The organism is Staphylococcus taiwanensis (assembly GCA_020544305.1).
Lineage (GTDB): Bacteria > Bacillota > Bacilli > Staphylococcales > Staphylococcaceae > Staphylococcus > Staphylococcus taiwanensis.
Genome location: CP058667.1, coordinates 274,795 through 294,223, shown reverse-complemented (window position 1 = coordinate 294,223; position 19,429 = coordinate 274,795). Strand labels below are relative to the sequence as shown.

18 protein-coding genes are annotated in these 19,429 nt (G+C 35.1%); 11 read left to right on the top strand and 7 right to left on the bottom strand.

All coding sequences use genetic code 11. The features are described from left to right. Positions 1–6: 6 nt before the first annotated feature. The 4 genes from HYI43_01370 to HYI43_01355 all read left to right on the top strand — a co-directional run bounded on the left by HYI43_01370 (position 7) and on the right by HYI43_01355 (position 4,749). The gene (locus HYI43_01370; GenBank protein ID UDI77265.1) at positions 7–852 is read left to right on the top strand and encodes an ABC transporter ATP-binding protein; all 846 of its coding nucleotides are present in this window, start codon (positions 7–9) and stop codon (positions 850–852) included. Beyond that, positions 852–1,487: an ABC-2 transporter permease gene (locus HYI43_01365; GenBank protein ID UDI77264.1), complete on the top strand. Its 636-nt coding sequence runs from the start codon at positions 852–854 to the stop codon at positions 1,485–1,487. Before HYI43_01370 ends, HYI43_01365 begins: the two co-directional genes overlap by 1 nt. Positions 1,488–1,655: 168 nt before the next feature. After that, the gene (locus HYI43_01360; GenBank protein UDI77263.1) at positions 1,656–2,441 is read left to right on the top strand and encodes an arylamine N-acetyltransferase; all 786 of its coding nucleotides are present in this window, start codon (positions 1,656–1,658) and stop codon (positions 2,439–2,441) included. A 49-nt stretch (positions 2,442–2,490) separates the two neighbouring features. Continuing rightward, a complete protein-coding gene (locus tag HYI43_01355; protein UDI77262.1) occupies positions 2,491–4,749 on the top strand; it encodes an excinuclease ABC subunit UvrA in 2,259 nt (752 codons plus the stop codon). Between the two features lie 63 nt (positions 4,750–4,812). On the opposite strand, the gene HYI43_01350 is transcribed toward HYI43_01355, so the two are convergent. Further along, complete coding sequence (locus HYI43_01350) at positions 4,813–6,588, bottom strand: oleate hydratase (protein ID UDI77261.1); 1,776 nt, start codon at positions 6,586–6,588, stop codon at positions 4,813–4,815. Positions 6,589–6,784: 196 nt separating this feature from the next. Here HYI43_01350 and HYI43_01345 point away from each other — a divergent pair, with 196 nt between their 5' ends. Beyond that, positions 6,785–7,372, top strand: a complete 588-nt coding sequence (locus tag HYI43_01345) for a TetR/AcrR family transcriptional regulator (GenBank protein ID UDI77260.1) — start codon at positions 6,785–6,787, stop codon at positions 7,370–7,372. A gap of 113 nt (positions 7,373–7,485) precedes the next feature. Here HYI43_01345 and HYI43_01340 read toward each other — a convergent pair whose 3' ends face one another. The 3 genes from HYI43_01340 to HYI43_01330 all read right to left on the bottom strand — a co-directional run bounded on the left by HYI43_01340 (position 7,486) and on the right by HYI43_01330 (position 10,427). Continuing rightward, a complete protein-coding gene (locus HYI43_01340; GenBank protein ID UDI77259.1) occupies positions 7,486–8,637 on the bottom strand; it encodes a DUF1958 domain-containing protein in 1,152 nt (383 codons plus the stop codon). 95 nt (positions 8,638–8,732) lie between these two features. Further along, a complete protein-coding gene (locus tag HYI43_01335; protein ID UDI77258.1) occupies positions 8,733–9,119 on the bottom strand; it encodes a VOC family protein in 387 nt (128 codons plus the stop codon). A gap of 162 nt (positions 9,120–9,281) precedes the next feature. Beyond that, entirely contained in the window at positions 9,282–10,427 is a 1,146-nt protein-coding gene (locus tag HYI43_01330; protein ID UDI77257.1) for a polysaccharide deacetylase family protein, read from the bottom strand. A 382-nt stretch (positions 10,428–10,809) separates the two neighbouring features. Here HYI43_01330 and HYI43_01325 point away from each other — a divergent pair, with 382 nt between their 5' ends. After that, positions 10,810–11,733, top strand: a complete 924-nt coding sequence (locus HYI43_01325; GenBank protein UDI77256.1) for an ABC transporter substrate-binding protein — start codon at positions 10,810–10,812, stop codon at positions 11,731–11,733. Positions 11,734–11,820: 87 nt separating this feature from the next. On the opposite strand, the gene rbsK is transcribed toward HYI43_01325, so the two are convergent. From rbsK to yut, 3 genes are all read right to left on the bottom strand, one after another. Beyond that, positions 11,821–12,699: a ribokinase gene (gene rbsK, locus HYI43_01320; protein UDI77255.1), complete on the bottom strand. Its 879-nt coding sequence runs from the start codon at positions 12,697–12,699 to the stop codon at positions 11,821–11,823. Positions 12,700–12,736: 37 nt separating this feature from the next. Next, a complete protein-coding gene (locus tag HYI43_01315; protein UDI77254.1) occupies positions 12,737–14,437 on the bottom strand; it encodes an IS1182 family transposase in 1,701 nt (566 codons plus the stop codon). A gap of 284 nt (positions 14,438–14,721) precedes the next feature. After that, a complete protein-coding gene (yut, locus tag HYI43_01310; protein UDI77253.1) occupies positions 14,722–15,618 on the bottom strand; it encodes an urea transporter in 897 nt (298 codons plus the stop codon). A gap of 216 nt (positions 15,619–15,834) precedes the next feature. On the opposite strand from yut, the gene HYI43_01305 reads away from it, so the two are divergent. Genes HYI43_01305 through HYI43_01285 form a run of 5 tightly spaced genes read left to right on the top strand, consistent with a single transcriptional unit; the run spans position 15,835 to position 19,420 of the window. Then, positions 15,835–16,137, top strand: a complete 303-nt coding sequence (locus tag HYI43_01305) for an urease subunit gamma (protein UDI79246.1) — start codon at positions 15,835–15,837, stop codon at positions 16,135–16,137. 12 nt (positions 16,138–16,149) lie between these two features. Next, positions 16,150–16,557: an urease subunit beta gene (locus HYI43_01300; protein ID UDI77252.1), complete on the top strand. Its 408-nt coding sequence runs from the start codon at positions 16,150–16,152 to the stop codon at positions 16,555–16,557. Then, positions 16,557–18,272, top strand: a complete 1,716-nt coding sequence (ureC, locus tag HYI43_01295) for an urease subunit alpha (protein UDI77251.1) — start codon at positions 16,557–16,559, stop codon at positions 18,270–18,272. The genes HYI43_01300 and ureC overlap by 1 nt, the downstream gene beginning before the upstream one ends. Before the next feature lie 13 nt (positions 18,273–18,285). Next, on the top strand, positions 18,286–18,738 hold the full coding sequence (ureE, locus tag HYI43_01290; GenBank protein UDI77250.1) for an urease accessory protein UreE: 453 nt from the start codon (positions 18,286–18,288) through the stop codon (positions 18,736–18,738). After that, positions 18,731–19,420: an urease accessory protein UreF gene (locus HYI43_01285; protein ID UDI77249.1), complete on the top strand. Its 690-nt coding sequence runs from the start codon at positions 18,731–18,733 to the stop codon at positions 19,418–19,420. The genes ureE and HYI43_01285 overlap by 8 nt, the downstream gene beginning before the upstream one ends. Positions 19,421–19,429 lie beyond the last annotated feature (9 nt).

Genomic DNA, 19,429 nt, shown 5'->3' with positions numbered 1-19,429 from the left:
ATTATTATGGAACATCTTTTGCAAGTGCAACATCTCAACAAGTCGTATAAGAAATCGAATTTCCATTTGAAAGATATTTCTTTAACACTTCAACCTGGCGAAGTGATTGGTTTAATTGGTAAGAATGGTTCAGGCAAATCAACATTGATTAACACTTTAGTAGGTAACCGTTTTAAAGATTCTGGTGAGATTTCATTTTTTGATCAAGTTGTCTCTGATAAAGATCATGCATACAAAGAACATATTGGCGTTGTATTTGATGACTTACGTGTGCCTGATAAACTCGAAATCAAAGATATGGATAAGGTTTTTGCGAATATTTTCAAAACATGGAATAGTGATCGTTTCTTTGAAGTGATTCAACGCTTCGAATTACCAACTAATGCTCAAATTAAGACGTTCTCAAGAGGAATGCGCATGAAAGCAGCCTTAGCTATGGCTTTAGCCCATGATACAAAGCTACTCATTCTGGATGAGGCTACTGCTGGTATGGACGTATCTGGACGTGAAGAAGTCATTGAAATGTTAGAAGACTATATTTCAGAAGGTAATGGCATACTCATTTCATCTCACATTTCTGAAGACATTGAACATCTTGCCACACAATTGATCTTTATGCGTGATGGTGAAATTGTACTTCAAGAAAGTAAGAAAGAATTGTTAAATCAATACGGTATTGTTGAAATTGATGAACAAGATGATTTAGACATTCCACAAGATATCATCATTGCCTCAAGAGTAAGACAAGGCAAACGCCAAATCTTAATCAATGATTGGTCTAGCGTAACGAACGCGCACCCACTTAACAATATTGATGACGCAACAAAATTAATTATGAGAGGTGATAAATAATGAAAGGTCTTATATTAAGTAGTTTCTATGCATCTAAAAAGTCACTTATCACATATTTAATTGTAGCCGTTGTAGCAAGTTTCCTATTTGCCTTTATAAATCCAGCAATGGCATGTTTCTTACCAATGATTTTCTTATTGTCACCAGTGACGGATAACTTGAAACGTGAAAAAGATTCTAAGTGGATGTATTATATCTCAACATTGCCATCACATCGTAGCGCTTATATTAAAAGCTACTTTGCATTTTACGGCATACTCATTTTCATCGGATTAATCATTGGTTTAATCGCAGTATTGGCAATACATCAAAATTTAATGTTAACACTTATTTCAGGTTTAGTCGGTATAGGTGCTGCAGGCACATACGCTATTATGTTCCCGTTAACATTTAAATTTGGTCCAGAGAATTCAAATGTCATCATGATTTCAACATCTGTTATCGTTCTCATTTTATTCTTTATTACTTACTTTGGTGTAATTATGTCTGCCATTGTACGTTCAGGTTCATTTTCTGACTTAGGAAATAACCCTACAGATGTTATCTTTATCGGTTTATATGCATTACTAGGCATAATTTGCTTAGTTGCTTCTTACTTTGTTTCATTAGCCATTTTCAACAAGCAAGAGTTATAAATCTCAATTTATAAAACATGAATACACATACAATTGGTTCTAAACACTAGGAAGAAATCGCTATCCAGTGTTTAGAACTTTTTCTATGCAACCTAACACCTATATGCGTCATTCTTTCATTATAGGGTATGGATTAATAAACACGTTTAACAAAGGAGTCCTCATCTAATGGATATTCAAGCTATCGAACACTATTTGAATATTGATGCATCAAAATATCATGAACCGTCACTTGAAGCCCTCAATTATTACATTAAACACTATATGTTGACGGTGCCTTTTGAAAATATCAATGTCCAAAATGGCGTACCTATCTCCGTAGAAATTGATGATTTATACGATAAATTTATAATTAGACATCGTGGTGGTTTCTGTTATGAGATGAATCATTTCTTCGGTACTTATCTTGAAGCCAAAGGATTTACCGTATATCGGATGTCTGCAACCGTCGAACAACCTAATGGTAAGCGTAGCCCTGAAGGCTCACATATGTCACTCGTAGTCCCTATTAATGGCGTGAATTATGTAGCTGACGTAGGTTTCGGTGATTTACCTCTTCAAGCATTACCCATTACAAATCTAGATCCAACGCATCCAGTGATTGATATCACAGGCGAATTTAGAGCTATTTCTGAAAATAATAACGCGTACTGCGTACAAAAGCTTGAAGATGATGAATGGACAACACGTTATCAAGCACGTTTCCAACCTAAACAAATGGATGACTTCAAAGAGATGATTGATTATAACTCAAGTAATCCAGAATCTATCTTTGTACAACAACTTATCATTACAAAACCACAATCATTTGGGCGTGCAACGATGTCTTTACAACACCTTACGCTAAGCAAACAAGATAGCAAAGTTAAACATGATGTGACGTCTGATAACTATCAAGATATTTTAAAAGAATACTTTAATCTTGATGTTCAAATCAAACCACTCGAAGCATAATTTAATATGAGCAACTTGCGATGTATTCCAGATTTATGAGGTGAAATTTATGGCTAATATAGAAATTATCGGTGCCAAACAGAACAACTTAAAAAATATAAATGTAACGATTCCAAAGCATCAATTAACAGTATTTACAGGTCGTTCAGGCTCGGGGAAGTCTTCCCTCGTCTTCAATACTGTAGCTGCAGAATCTGAAAGATTGTTAAATGAAACGTATTCAAGTTATGTGCAACATCAACTAACACAATATGAGAAACCAGATGTTGACCAAATTAAACATCTTCCAGTAGCGATGATTATTAATCAGAAACGTCTTGGTGGTAACTCTCGTTCAACTGTAGGTACAATTTCTGATATTTACGCATCCGTACGTCTTCTATGGTCACGTATTGGCGAACCCTTTGTTGGCTATTCAGATATCTTTTCATTTAATAACCCTAAAGGTATGTGTGAAACTTGTTCAGGTTTAGGTTATGTCGAAGATATTGATTTAAATGAACTACTTGATTATGATAAATCACTGAATGAGGATGCGATTAAGTTCCCTTCATTTAGACCGGACAGTTGGCGTGGTAAACGTTATTTATACACTGGTTTATTTGATAATGATAAGAAATTAAAGGATTACACGAAAGAGGAGATGGATACTTTTCTTTATACCGAACCGACTAAATTAAAAAATCCACCATCAAATTGGCCGAGAACAGCGAAATTTGAAGGATTAATTCATCGTTTTCGTCGCTCATTTCTACTCAATGATAATTTTGAAAAGAAACGTTTTAAGGAAGACATAGACCGTGTCGTATCTAAGCATGATTGTCCTAGTTGTCATGGTCAACGATTGAATGACACTGTGTTAAGTTGTAAAATCAATGGTTTAAATATTGCTGAATTTACAAATTTACAAATTGATGAGGCGTTAGCCTTTTTAAGAAAAATAAAATCTAACAAGGCGCGTGTGATTATAGAGCCACTTAAACAACAATTAGAAGCCTTAAGTTATATCGGATTAAACTATTTAACACTTGCGCGTGAAACGACTTCCCTATCAGGTGGTGAATCACAGCGTATTAAACTCATTCGTCATCTTAATAGTCCCTTAAGCGACCTTGTATATATTATCGATGAACCAAGTGTTGGGCTACATCCTGAAGATATACAGCGTATAAATGAAATTATTCAATCATTAAAAGATAAAGGCAATACAGTACTCGTCGTGGAACATGATCCAGATGTTATCAAGACTGCAGACCATGTTATTGATTTAGGTCCTTTAGCAGGCAAAAATGGCGGTAAAATTACATTTACTGGCTCGTATAATGAATTACTCAATTCGGACACAAGTACTGGTCGAGCGTTAAATCGTGAACATCAACTTAAAAAAAGCCCACGAAAAGCAAAAGACATGCTCCAAATTTCTAATATCAATCGTAATAACTTACAAACTGTCTCGACTGAACTACCTAAACATGCCATGACAGTTGTTACAGGCGTTGCTGGTTCTGGTAAAAGTTCACTCATCACTGCAGGATTTGAACGTGAACAAGAAGCTATCTTTATTGACCAAAAACCTGTTCATGCATCCAATCGTTCTAATTTACTTACTTATTTAGATATCTTTGATGATGTACGTCGTTTCTTCAGTCAACATACTGGTCTTAAAAAAAGTATGTTCAGCTATAATTCAGAAGGTGCATGTCCAGAATGTCATGGTAAAGGGGTCTTAAAAACAGAGCTTGCGTTTATGCCAGACTTTTCCCAAGTATGTGAATTATGTGGTGGTACACGATATCGTCCAGAAGTGTTAGAAGCTAAAGTAGAAGGTTATTCTATCGCGGACATTTTAGCATTAACCGTGGATGAGGCGATTGAGAAATTTAACGACAGTCCAAGTATTACACGACCGCTTCAAGCATTGGCAGATACGGGGCTCAATTATATGACGTTAGGACAATCATTAGATACCCTTTCAGGTGGTGAAATCCAACGTGTGAAACTAAGTCGTTACCTTACTCAAGACGTGACTGATAAAATCTTTATCTTTGATGAGCCAACAACTGGGTTACACGAGGATGATTTACCAATTCTTATCGATTGTTTTAATCATCTCATTGAAGAAGGCAATACGGTTATCTTGATTGAACATAATTTAACCATGATGACTCAGGCGGATTGGTTAATTGATATCGGTCCTTACGCTGGTGATAAAGGCGGTCAATTACTTTATGCCGGCGAACCCGATGGTATTTTTGATATTGAAAATTCAGTAACCGCTAAACATTTAAAGCGATATATTAGTCAATAAATAAACAAAACAAACACCCCCACATGCTAATTCGTCATGTGGGGGTGAAATTTTTATCTACACTTATAGTAACTTGTGTTGTTGCAACAATTCTTCAACATAGGTGCCTTTAATTTTCTTCAAGAAAGCGTTGAGCGCAAGTTGCTGTATTTTATTTTGTTCGGTGAGTTCGAATAAATCTTTATGATCATTGAGTTCGTATAAGGCCTCCATCAATATGCGAAGATCAAATTCTGTTGCAACCACTTCAGGGACACCTCTATCTATGTCCAACAATTGGTATACTGCTTCCATAGCAGTTCTTACCGAATATTCAGTGGTAAAGACAGTATCTCTTTCTGTTTCTGCAAAATTACCAATAAAGGCTATGTTGCGAGATTGTTTAGGCACGACAAGTGGTCTATCTCCAACGGCTCTTGGCATAAAATAGGAACAGATATAAGGCATATAGACAGGAATCGTATTACATTGTGTTTTAGCGAGGTCTTCTATTTGATTGATAAGTATGCCCATATGATATAACCATTCTTGGCAAATTTCATTTCCACTACATTCGACAATCGGCTTATTGATAAAATCACCTTTAACGTTAGAGTACAATGCATATATCCAAACGCTTACTTCATCTTCGGGTTGGCTTTTAAATTGTTGTTGTCGATTCACAGTAAAACTCATTTGCCAGTTAGAATCATTAACTGTAACAATGCCACCTGTAACGGTTTTGCCTGCTAAAGGATCACGTTTACAAATACGTTCAATTCCTTCAATGATTGTCTTGTTATTGGTTGTCGCAGTCGCTGATACAAACCAACTTTTGTCTGGTAAATTTTGATAGAACTTCTCAGGGCAACCAAACTCTGGGCTTTGTTTCGCAAGGTTACGCCATAACGTCCAACTGCCACCGATGTCTTTTGTAGGGGGTGCCGGTGTATCGTTATCTCCATAAGTTGAACTTTCAGTAATACTACCATTCGTAACAAAGACCAAATCATCAGGCGTCAAATGAATGGTTTCATCTTTGCCTAGACGTTTCAGTTGTATTTCACGCGCAACTTTCTCTTTCGTTGTGACATCTACTTTAATATCAACCACTTGCACATCATATTCAAATTGCACACCGTGGGACTCTAAGTATGCAATCATTGGAAGCACGAGAGATTCATATTGATTATATTTGGTGAATTTAAGGGCACTGAAATCAGCTAATCCTCCAATATGATGTACAAATCGCATTAAATAACGACGCATTTCCATCGCAGAATGCCATGGTTCAAATGCGAACATCGTTTTCCAATAAATCCAGAAATTCGAATGCATAAAGTCATTTGAGAAGACATCTGTAATCTTCACATCATTTAATGCCTCTTCTTTCATTAAGCATAATTGCACGATTTCTTTAATTGCCTGTTGCGTTAAAGTAAAGTCACCATCAGTAGGTAACTGATGTCCCCTTTTCTCAATAACACGACATCGTGAGTAGTTTGGATCTTCTTTATTTAACCAATAAAACTCATCTAATACAGAAGCATCTTTCATTTCAAGTGATGGGATGGAGCGAAATAAATCCCATAAACATTCGAAATGATTCTCCATTTCTCTTCCGCCTCTTACAACATAGCCTTTTAAAGGAAGTTCATCTCCGTCCAAACTTCCACCAGGTTTAGATAATTCTTCTAACACATGGATTTTTGACCCATCCATTTGTCCGTCTCTAATCAAGAAACATGCAGCAGCTAACGATGCTAATCCAGATCCGATAAGATAAGCAGATTTGCGTTCTACATTTTCTGGTTTTTTAGGACGTGCAAATGCTTCATAATTTCCATTACTATAGTACATATATATCACTTCCCAAGTTTTCATAGTTTTTAATTTTTAGATTGAAAAGTAGTAAACTATAAGTAATCTTTATGAAATTAATCTACCCTTCGACTGTATTATAAGATGACGAGGGGCGAGAATTGTGCGTCACTTATGTGTGTTTGTAACATAAGCGACAATGACGTCAAAATGTCCGATATGAGGAGTGATTAAGTTGAACAAACAAGATTTGCGCGTCCAAAAAACACATCAAGCTCTAATAACTACATTTTCTGAACTGTTACAAACAAAGTCCTTTGAACATATTACAATTCAAGACTTATGTACGAAAGCAAATATCCGACGCTCAACCTTTTATCGCCATTTTAGTGATAAATATGATTTATTGAACCATGTGGTTGGTACTTTGATTGACCATTTTAGAGAATTGTATTTGCCAGACATTAATCCTGATAATCCGAGACAGTTCTTTGAGAAATTGATGCACGATATTTTAACGTTTATTTATGATAATAAAACGATTGTTCGCAGCGTGATTACGATTCATTTTTACGGGGAAGTCTATACTATTTTTTACGATCAAATTTACAAAGCGGTTCAAAAACAAATCGCATTTGATAAACAAAACGGCCAATTTTATGTAGACGTCACGATATATGCACAATTTTTAACTGGTGGCATTTTAAGCGTGATTACGAATTGGATTCAACATGGCCAACAGCAATCCATTGATAAAATAACGAATGAAATCGTTAATATGATTTGTGGGGCAAGAGAGGTACATTTAAAGAAACTGAAATAGTGCGCGTAGGACAAATTTATTATCCTACTCCCAGCCTCTAAAGTTTTTCTAGCCATTAAAAAACTGTCGACAAGGTCATTGCTTATCGACAGTTGCACTATATTTTTAAATGTTTAGAACCATTTCCATTTCTTGTCTGCTGCTACACGAGGATACTTCGTTCCGAGTAAGAAGTCACGTTTATAATGAACATAGACTTTACCGTCGTTATTAACTGCTAATGTCCATTTCTTTTTGTTCTTTGGAACAACATCATATAAATCTTTTTTCACATGATATGTTCTGCCATCAATTTTATGGTCTCCTTTAGACACCACTTTTTCATATTCATATTGTTGACGATAATGTTGAATCATATGATTGCCAATAATACTTTTATTCTTTTTCGCCGTATCATCTGGATAAGATTGCACATTCATAACTGTGGCATTTAAACGCATATGGTCACGATGATTCGTCAACGCAATACTATAACCTGTATCGCTTGTGCCAGTCTTCAAGCCATCCGTGCCTCTATAATATTCTGGATTACCTTTCACTGATAAATTCGTATTTTTGAATGTGTTCCCTTTTTGCGTATCTTGACTCATTTTAGTAATATCTAATATTTCTGGATGTTTAGCGATCATGTGATGCATCAAGATATTAATATCTTTTGCTGTGCTTACTGGATGTCTTTGTGATTGATATTTGCTAGGTGCATATTTACCTAAGGCTGCGTTATCTGCACCAGCTGGATTAATAAATGATGTATTCGTCATCTTAAAATCTTTTGCTTGCTGATTCATTTTTTCTGTAAAAGTTGACGTCGAACCGCTCACTTGTTCACCAAGAATAATTGCCGCACTATTACTAGAAGCTAACATTGCCTGCTTAATTAGCTCTTTTATTGTATAAGTATCACCTTGTGTTAATGGTACAGATGATAAATTAGCAAGATTAGATATTTGTGCATCTTTAGCTGATATTTTTACTTTATCATTTAATTTAAGCTTACCTTGCTCTACCGCTTCTAACGTTAAATAAACGGTCATCGTTTTAGATAATGAAGCAGGATCTACTTTTTTATTTCCTTGGAAATTATACAGAATTTGACCTTGCTGCGTCGCTACCGTAAGACCACTCGGTTGGTAAGATGTATTAATTTCCACACCTTTATCTTTGTTAACTATATCTAACGGCTTTTCTGCAGCCATTGTCGTACTTGTATATAGTAAGCACGCCAAACTTACAACGCCAATACTCTTTACTGATTTTCGAAACATCTTATTCCCTACTTTTTAAAATAATTAAAATATTGCGTATCTAATTATATATCACTTTCATATACGAGTTACAACTATACCTACTACATATAATCTTATTCATGTTTATAATTTGAAATTTCTATAAGATTATTATCAGAATCTCTGACATAGATTGACAGAATATCTCCCATAGCACCTGTTCGATTAACGGGTCCTAACTCAATCGGCACACGATGTTGCTTCAACTGTGCCTCCACTTCCTCAATATGGGTTTCTGTAATGAAACACAAATCAGCCGAACCTGGTTTAGGGTTACTCGCACTTGGTTTGATGATATTCGTTACATGGTGAAGATTAATCTTTTGATTTCCAAACTTCAATGCTGTTCTATTGTCTCCAAATTGAATCTTTTCCATACCCAATACGTTGCTATAAAAATCTACTGTGTCGTCAATATTTGAAACAGTCAAAACTAAATGATCAAGATTTTTTATTTCCATAAATATAGATCCCTCTTTATATTTTAAATTTTAAAAATTTTTATCTTCTTTCACAAATATACCACCTAGGTCACGATGTCAATTTTTTAATGCTTAAAGCAAGTACTAAAAAACTCTGAGAAGGATGTGATGTCTTCTCAGAGTTTGTTATTAATCTACCAATTATTTATAATCTTTATCGCCTTTGAAATAGCTACGATCTTCTTTGCTATAAACTTTGTCAAAATCTACAAATGGTTTCAACTTATATTTAAATTCATATAAATTTAGGCCGTCAATTGCAACACGATCTTGATAAACACTATCTTTGCCAATATCTGTAAAGTTATTAGGTCCTACACCAGCTAAATATTTAAATCCTGCTTTATCTTCTAAATATTGATAACCTGCTGAACCTCTATCTTGCGCACCATGAGGGAAGATAAATAAATCTGTCTTTCCGATAATTGGTGTAACTTCTTTTTGCCAGCGTTCTGTATCTTTAACAATATGCTCATATGAACTATTGGCGAAATCAATATGCCCCCATGAATGACTCGCAAACGTCCAACCATCACGCTTCATCGCATTAGCGACTTTAGTGGCTTGTGCTTTGCGCTTATTATAATCTTTACTATCTAATTCGTCTGTGCGGTATCCAAGTACACCATTGTATCCTGTTAATCCGACCACACCTTTTTGCCCATTAAGTGAAAAGTCTGGATGTTTCTTCACGAAATTATTTAAAATCGGCACAATATCATTGGAATCACTTTGTGTGACTTTGCCATCTTTACCTTTCGTTTCAGATACAACGTGATTGTTTTTATCTAAGACTAGACGATCTGCATAACCATTTCCTTTCATATATTCATAGTAATTCATATCGTCAATCGATAGAATTAATGGTTTCTTACCTTTTGGCAATTTTAAAGTTTTCTTTTTAATTGGTTTTGAATTTAAATCGTAAGCATCATGCGGATCTACCAATATGTAATTATGTTTATATAGCTCATCAAGTGAACGGTTGAATTCATCGACAGTAATCATCCAATCATTATTACCTTTAGCCTTATTAGGTTCACCTGTGAATGCGACTTTAGGATCAGTGATTAAAGGATGGAAGAAGACATGTGCAACGTCGCCCTTATATTCAACCCAATCTTTCTGATTATCATTTTTCTTTTTAGCATATACATTTTCTTGTTCTTTTTTATCTTTTTGCGTTGATGCCGCTTCTTTATTATTTGATTGAGATGTAGATTGGCACGCACATAAAACAATGGCTATTAAAACTGTAAACACACTAAGTAAATATTTATTAGTCATGCAATTGCTCCTTTAAATTAAGAAATATATTTTATGCCGTTGATTTTACTATTATATAACATTTTTATACTATATATAATACATCAACTATAACTTAACGGAATTTTTACATGAATTTAATTTATTTAGTGATTAATCAGATTGTTATATCTTATTTTTCTTTAAAAATTGTATAACCCCATTAACAACTAGTCCTAAAACAATAACTAATTTCAACATTAATTCATAAATGTCAGGCATCGTAAACGTGCTGATAAAAAGAAAAGCTAAAATTAATATTAAAGCTATCTTAGTATGAATATCTAAAAACATCATTATCACCTTTAATTGAATAATTATTTCTTATATAATTGCATTATACATATAAAAGGAGATGGATTATTTGAAAAAGTTATTTGTGGCTGTATTAGTATTTGTATTAGCCTTAGCTGCATGTAGTAATCATAGCGATAATAGTTCTTCTAAAGATTCTAAAGAAGCGACTAAATCGTATAAAACGGATTCTGGAGATAAAATCAAAATTCCTAAGAATCCAAAACGTATCGTTGTGTTAGGTACTACGTACGCTGGGGGCTTAAAAGAACTTGATGCTAACATCCAAGCAGTTGCTAAAAATGTTGACGATAGCTCAGTATTAAAAGATAAATTTAAAGGCGTTAAGAAAATTGACCCTGAAAATGTTGAAGCAGTCGCTAAAGAAAAACCGGATTTAATCATCACATACAATACAGATAAAAACTTAAAGAAATTGAAAAAAATCGCACCAACTGTTGCTTTTGATTACATGAAACATGACTACAAAGAACAACACTTAGAATTAGGTAAAATCATTGGTAAAAAAGATAAAGCTCAAAAATGGGTAGACCAATGGGATGAAAAAACAAAAAATGATGGTAAAGAAATCAAAAAGGCAATTGGTAAAGATGCCACAGTTTCAATTATCAAAGACTTCGACAAAAAAATCTATGTCCTAGGTAAAACATATGGTCACGGTAGTGAAGTACTTTACGATTCATTTGGTCTAAAAATGCCAAGTAAAGTTGAAAGTGCTACTAAGAAAGAAGATTTAGCCGACATTTCTGCTGAACAAATTCCAGATATGAGTGGCGACTATGTGGTTACGCCAGTCGCTAAAGGTGCTAAACTTTCATTTGAAAATAAAGACGTATGGAAAAACACTAAAGCTGTTAAAGACAAACATACATTCAAAGTAGACGAAGGTGTTTATTGGTTAAACGATCCATATTCATTAGACTTTGAACGTAAAGACTTAAAGAAAAAATTATTAGACTCAGCAGATAAATAATGAATTCAACAACATAAACGATAAGCGAGGTTCCGACAAATACCAATTGCCGGAACCTCAATTATTTATATACACTAACTTCGCTATCTATATATCTAAATCCTCTAAATCTTCTAATGTCGGCATACCACCTTGTGCCCCCATACCTGTCACTGAATAACTTGCCGCTAAGTTAGCAAACGTCAATGCCTTTGGCAAATCGTAGCCACGTTGCAAGCCCACTGCCAATGCACCATTAAATGTATCACCCGCACCTGTTGTATCTTTAACATCACGCTTAAATCCTTTAATTTCGACTTGCTCAACACCATCATGGTACATCGCACCGAGTTCACCTAACGTGACAATTAATTTATCAGGGTAACGTTCCAATGCTTGGTCCACATCGCCCTCAAACATGTTCTCACTTTCTGTTTCATTTGGCGTAATATATGTGGCTTGTTCAATCACATCATCTGCAATGTCTCTATAAGGTGCTGGGTTTAAGATTGAAATCAATTCACGCTCATAACAATACTTCACAGCCGCTTCAACTGTTTCAGAGGGAATTTCTTGTTGAAGCAAGACAATATCACCCGCTTTAGTAGCTTCCAAAGCTTGTTTCACATATTCGGGTGTCACTTCATTATTCGCTGAAGGCACCACAATAATACTATTATCATTATCAGCTAACGTAATATGCGCTGTACCTGATGGTCCTGCTGTTGACTTCACATGTTCAACGTTTACGCCATTATTTTTTAAATTTTGGAAAATGTCTTCACCAAACGTATCATTTCCAATGCGCCCTACCATATGTACATCTTGACCCAATCGAGCTGCTGCTACTGCTTGATTGGCACTTTTACCACCTGGTGTCGTAAAGAATGAATTGCCAAGTACGGTTTCACCTTTTCCAGGGACAATATCGGTTGAAACAACTAAATCCATCGACATGCTTCCAATAACATAAATATGTCTCTCCATATGTTACACCTCTTTATAATTATCTAACCTATTAATATTATCTTACCCAATTATGATTAGAACAATTTAAAGAGTCCGGGACATAAAGTTCTTGGATAAGTGAATAAAAGACAATTTCTATTGAAATAATATAGAAATTGTCTTTTTTATAAATTTTTTGATTATTTTCAGCTCGTTGAGCTACTACTTTTCTTATATTAAGTGCCATTAATACAAAACCAAGTTCTCTTTTGACTTTATTGAGTCCTCGGACAGACATCCGAGTGAAACCCAAAATAGCCTTCATAAATCCAAAAACAGGTTCCACATCAATTTTTCTTTGACTGTAGATATTTTTTGTTTTTGGTTCTGAAAGCTTTTTGTTAATTTGGGATTTAAAATATTCCCAGTTATAATTCTTCATTATTTTTTTGTTTGTTTTTGAATTGAAGTTCATACATTGATTTTTCAGAGGACATTCTGAACAATCGTCACATTCATATAATTTGAAGTCTCGCTTGTAACCATACTTATCATGACGATAGGCATATCTTTTAAAACCTAGCCGTTTATTATTCGGACAAATGAATTCGTCATTAATTTCGTCATAGTCCCAATTTTGAGTATTAAAGATGTCACTTTTATATTTTTTAGTTTTATCTTTTATAAACATTCCATATGTTATGAGTGGCGTTCGATTAAAGTCATCTATAATTGCCATATAATTTGATTCACTACCATAACCTGCATCAGCTACAATATATTCAGGTAAATGACCGTAGGTCTCTTGAATTGAATTTAAAAATGGAATCATCGTTCTAGTATCCGTTGGATTTTGATACACATTATAAGATAAAACAAATTGGGAATTTGTCGCTATTTGTAAATTATACCCTGGCTTAAGTTGTCCATTTTTCATGTGATCTTCTTTCATTCTCATAAATGTCGCATCATGATCTGTCTTAGAATAACTATTTCTATCCTTTAAAATAGATTTTTGAAATTCGTATCGATACTTTCGCTCAGAATAATCATTGATTTGCTTTTTGTATTTTTTGATTTTAGTTCTTTTGAGACGTATTTGTTTTCTTGTTTTAGTACATTTTTCATTGTTGATATGTTGGTTTAAATCTTCGATTTCTTTATCTAAATGACTACCAATCAAATCTATTTCTTCTTTTGTTAATTCATTATCATGATCTTCTTTGATTTCCGGTATGATTTTATTGGTTACCAATTCATGGTAGAGGGCTTTAGAATCCTCATTCATCTTTGATTCATGGTTTTGAATACTCTTTTTCCATACAAATGTATATCGATTGGAATTTGCTTCAATTTTTGTACCATCAATAAAAATAGCTTTATCATCTATAAGATTTTGTTTTATACACTGACTGTAAAATTGAATAAATAAAGATTCTAATAAAGCATCTACTTTTGGATTTACTCTAAATCGATTAATTGTTTTATAAGAAGGTTTTTGATTTTGTGATAGCCACATCATTCGGATGCTATCATTAAGCATTTTTTCTATTTTACGACCTGAGAATACAGATTGTGTGTAGGCATATAGAATCACTTTTAACATCATTTTAGGATGGTACGAAGTTGCACCACGGTGATGTCTGAATTCGTCGAATTCATTGTCAGGAATTGTTTCAACAATATCATTTACATGTCGTGAAATATCATTTGTGGGGATAAGAACTGAAGTTTCCATTGGTAGAGTAAGTTGAGTCATGTTATAATTTTTATACATAAGGCACCTCGTTAATTTAGTTTAGTGATGTTTATTAAATTATACGAAAGTGCTTTATTTTTTTAAAGTATTACAATGTAAAATTACATATAAATACAAAGTATTTTGGCGAGACTCTTGAGGGAACAGGACAAGCTGAAGACTACAGGCTGAAGCTGTCCCCTAAGAAAGCGAGCCAACAATACGGAGTATTGTAAATAAAGAAGCCAGTAAATGAATTTGTTAAAACTCATTTACTGGCTATTTCTCTAGGAATTATGTCCCAGACTCTTTGTATGTCTTACTTACTGCTCACTTGTGGTTCTACCTGCAAACATGACTATCCATGTCGCAAAGATAAAGGGTGCAGTAAATACCGGTAAACCAACCGGTGCAAGCAATGTTGCCACTGCCCCATGCATAACAACTGTCAGTAATAGACCGGTCACAACAGCGACATACGTATTTAATTTCGTTTTAAATGTCGCACCTAATGCAATTCCTGTCAAAATAGAGTTATAACCATATAAACCATTGGTAATAGACGGATAATCGCCACCAAGTGATACGATAAATACCACTGCTAAGATACTAGATAATATCGCAAAGATACCACCTTTGACTGAACCAATAAAGATACCAATGATAATCAATATACTACCGATAACAGAAGTCACTAGAAAGATTTCACTAAAGTTGGTCGTAATACCACTTAGCCAACTAATATGGTCATGACTAATATCAGGATGTTTCACTTGTTGGGGCAGGATATCAACATTTACCTTTAACTTTGAAAATTGTGTCGTCATTGCTAAGGTTAACCATGTCATCAACACAAAAGGAAATGTTAACATCGGCACGCCAAAAGGTTTAAGCAACTCACGCATGGCAGCGCCAACTGGCAATGTTAAAATAACTGCTAAAATCAGTACAATCCATGCAATCACGGATGATTGTAAAAACAATGCTAAACCAATTGCAGTTAACACAGAATTATAACCTGCTAAACCGTCCTTTATTTCTTCTTCACTATAATTGAAATACGGTGCCAGGAAGAGTGCCAAGACACTACCTATCATTGCCGCTAAACCAATTTCCCATTTTGCAACAAATAGACCGATTAGAATAAATAATCCTGACCACTGATTATTCATAAACACAACTTGTGCGATATTTTTGAAAAAGATATTTACATACTTCACATACTCACCTTACTCTTCAATCATTACATTTCTTTCTCTTAAAGTTTAGCACTATTCATTAGTACGACAAACATTTTTGCTAAATTAAATCATGTAGAAATTCATTTTAAGTTAATATTTAAATTTATTGTACGACTATATTACTTGTGAAAACTTTTCAACCGTTCTAACATGAAGAGTACGAAAGTCATCTTAAAATGGAAAGAAGGAATAAATGTGCATTTTACTCAGCGTGAACAAGATAAATTAATGATTGTTGTTGCTGCAGAAGTTGCAAGACGTCGTAAAGCACGCGGCTTGAAACTAAATCATCCTGAAGCCGTCGCTTTAATTAGTGATGAATTACTTGAAGGTGCTCGTGATGGTAAGACTGTTGCTGAACTCATGAGTTACGGTAAAACCATTCTAAACGAAGACGACGTAATGGAAGGCGTTGCAAATATGATTACTGAAATCGAAATCGAAGCAACATTCCCAGATGGTACGAAATTGATTGCCGTCCATCATCCAATTGTGTAAGGAGGACATATTATGATTCCTGGAGAAGTTAAAGTAAAAAATACTGAAATCGAAATTAATAAAGGACGAGCTGAAACTGCATTAACTGTTAAAAATACAGGTGACCGTCCAATTCAAGTAGGCTCTCATTTTCATTTTTTCGAAGCGAATAAAGCTTTAAAATTTGAACGTGAAAAAGCCTATGGCAAACACCTAGATATCCCCGCTGGTGCTGCCGTGCGTTTTGAACCTGGTGATGAAAAGAAAGTTCAATTAGTAGAATATGCTGGTCAACGTAAAATTTACGGATTCAGAGGCATGGTAAATGGTCAAATTGATGAAGATCGCGTGTACCGTCCAACTGATGAAAACGATGAATATGCCGGCGTATTTGGTGACGAAGGTGAAGAAAATCATAATAAAAAAGGTGGCAAAGCGTAATGAGTTTTAAAATGACACAATCTCAATATACCAGTCTTTATGGTCCAACTACAGGCGACTCAATCCGTCTTGGTGATACAAACTTATTTGCACAAGTTGAACATGACTACACAAGTTATGGTGATGAAGTGACATTTGGTGGCGGTAAATCAATCCGTGATGGTATGGGTCAAAATCCAAACGTGACACGTGACGACCGTTATGTTGCAGATTTAGTTATTACAAATGCTGTTATCATTGATTACGATAAAGTAGTTAAAGCAGATATCGGTATTAAAAATGGTTATATCTTTGCAATTGGACAAGCTGGTAACCCAGATATTATGGACGGCATTGATATTATTATCGGTGCGACAACAGATATTATTTCAGCAGAAGGTAAAATCGTAACTGCTGGTGGTATCGATACGCACGTTCACTTTATTAACCCTGAACAAGCAGAAGTAGCACTTGAAAGTGGTATTACAACACATATTGGTGGCGGTACAGGTGCTTCGGAAGGTGCCAAAGCGACAACCGTTACCCCTGGTCCTTGGCACATCCACCGCATGTTAGAAGCCGCTGAAAATTTACCAATTAATGTTGGTTTCACTGGTAAAGGTCAAGCCGTTAATAACACTGCCCTTATTGAACAAATCCATGCTGGCGTTATCGGATTAAAAGTGCATGAAGACTGGGGTGCAACGCCTTCAGCATTAGATCATGCATTAGAAGTTGCTGACGAATCCGATGTTCAAATCGCGCTTCATGCCGATACATTAAATGAAGCAGGTTTCATGGAAGATACTATGGAAGCCGTTAAGGGCCGAGTATTACACATGTACCATACAGAAGGTGCTGGTGGCGGACATGCGCCTGATTTAATTAAATCAGCTGCTTATCCAAATATCTTACCTTCATCTACTAACCCAACATTACCTTATACGCATAACACAGTAGATGAACATTTAGATATGGTGATGATTACACACCATTTAAATGCATCTATTCCTGAAGATATCGCATTTGCAGATTCACGTATTAGAAAAGAAACAATCGCAGCTGAAGACGTATTACAAGATATGGGCGTATTCAGTATGGTTAGCTCAGACTCTCAAGCTATGGGACGCGTAGGCGAAGTCATTATTCGTACTTGGCAAGTCGCACACCGTATGAAAGAACAACGTGGTTTCTTAGATGGCGATGCGGAATATAACGACAACAATCGTATCAAACGTTACATTGCCAAATACACAATTAATCCTGCCATTACACATGGTATTTCTGACTATGTTGGTTCAATTGAAGGTGGCAAATTAGCCGATTTAGTAATGTGGGAACCAGCATTCTTTGGTGTGAAACCAGATCTTATCGTTAAAGGCGGTATGATTAATTCTGCAGTTAACGGTGACGCTAACGGTTCTATTCCAACATCTGAGCCTCAAAAATATCGTAAAATGTATGGTCAATATGGTGGTAACTTACAACATACATCTATTACTTTCGTATCTAAAACAGCGTTTGAAAGTGGCATCTACCGTCACTTGAACTTACAACGTATGGTTCGCCCAGTGCATGGCATTCGTAATTTAACGAAAAAAGATATGAAAAATAATGATGCAACACCTAAATTAGACGTAGACCCACAAACATATGAAGTATTTGTAGATGGTAAAAAAGTCACAAGTGAAGCTGCGACAGAATTACCATTAACACAACGATACTTCTTATTCTAGGAGGCACTTTTTAATGATTATTGAAGAAATTCAAGGCAACATCGCTAACTTATCTGCCGAAGATAAACAAAAACACGTTGAAAAAGTTTATTTAGAGAATTCTGATTTAGTTAAACGTATTCAACGTGTTACTACTGATCACGGCACTGAAGTTGGTATTCGTTTAAAACAACCCATTGATTTACAATATGGCGATATTCTTTATCAAGATGATACTAATATGATTGTGGTTGACGTCAATTCTGAGGATTTACTAGTTATTAAACCACGTACATTGCAAGAGATGGGAGACATTGCCCATCAACTTGGTAACCGTCACTTACCGGCACAATTTACAGAAACTGAAATGTTAGTCCAATATGACTATTTAGTAGAAGACTTGCTTAAAACCTTAGGCATTCCTTATAGTCATGAAGATCGTAAAGTAAACAAAGCGTTTAGACATATAGGACATTCACATGATTGAGCATGCTCAGTTAAGACTTTTTCAGTTCTGTGATTCACAATTCCCTACCGGTGCATTCAGTCACTCGTTCGGTCTTGAAACTTATATTCAACGCGATGCCGTACATGATGCTGCTTCATTTAAAGAATGGCTTCAACTTTTCTTAAATGAACAGTTAACGTACTCTGACGGTTTAGCAATGCGTCTTGTTTATCAAGCTTTAGATAATGATGATACAAATGAAGTGTTAAACATCGATCGTTTAATCTTCGTTCAAAGTCTCCCACGCGAAACACGTGTAGGTACGAAACAGATGGGAACGCGTATGGCAAAGCTTGCTATGGAACTCTATGATAGTGAATGGATTACTTGGTACCATACGCAAATGACTGAAAAACGTGCTAAGTTACATCCGGCAATTTGTTTTACCATGCTAGGTCATCATTTAGGCGTTGATATCGAAACAATTATTGACTATTACTTGTATCAAAATGTTTCAAGTTTAACACAAAATGCGGTACGTGCGATTCCACTTGGCCAAACGACAGGTCAACAAGTTGTGACGGAAATGATTCCACATATCGAACGTACACGTCAACACATTTTCACATTAAGCAAAGAAGACTTTGGTATAACAGCTCCAGGATTAGAGCTTAACCAAATGGAACATGAGAATGTTAATGTGAGAATCTTTATTTCATAGGAGGTTATT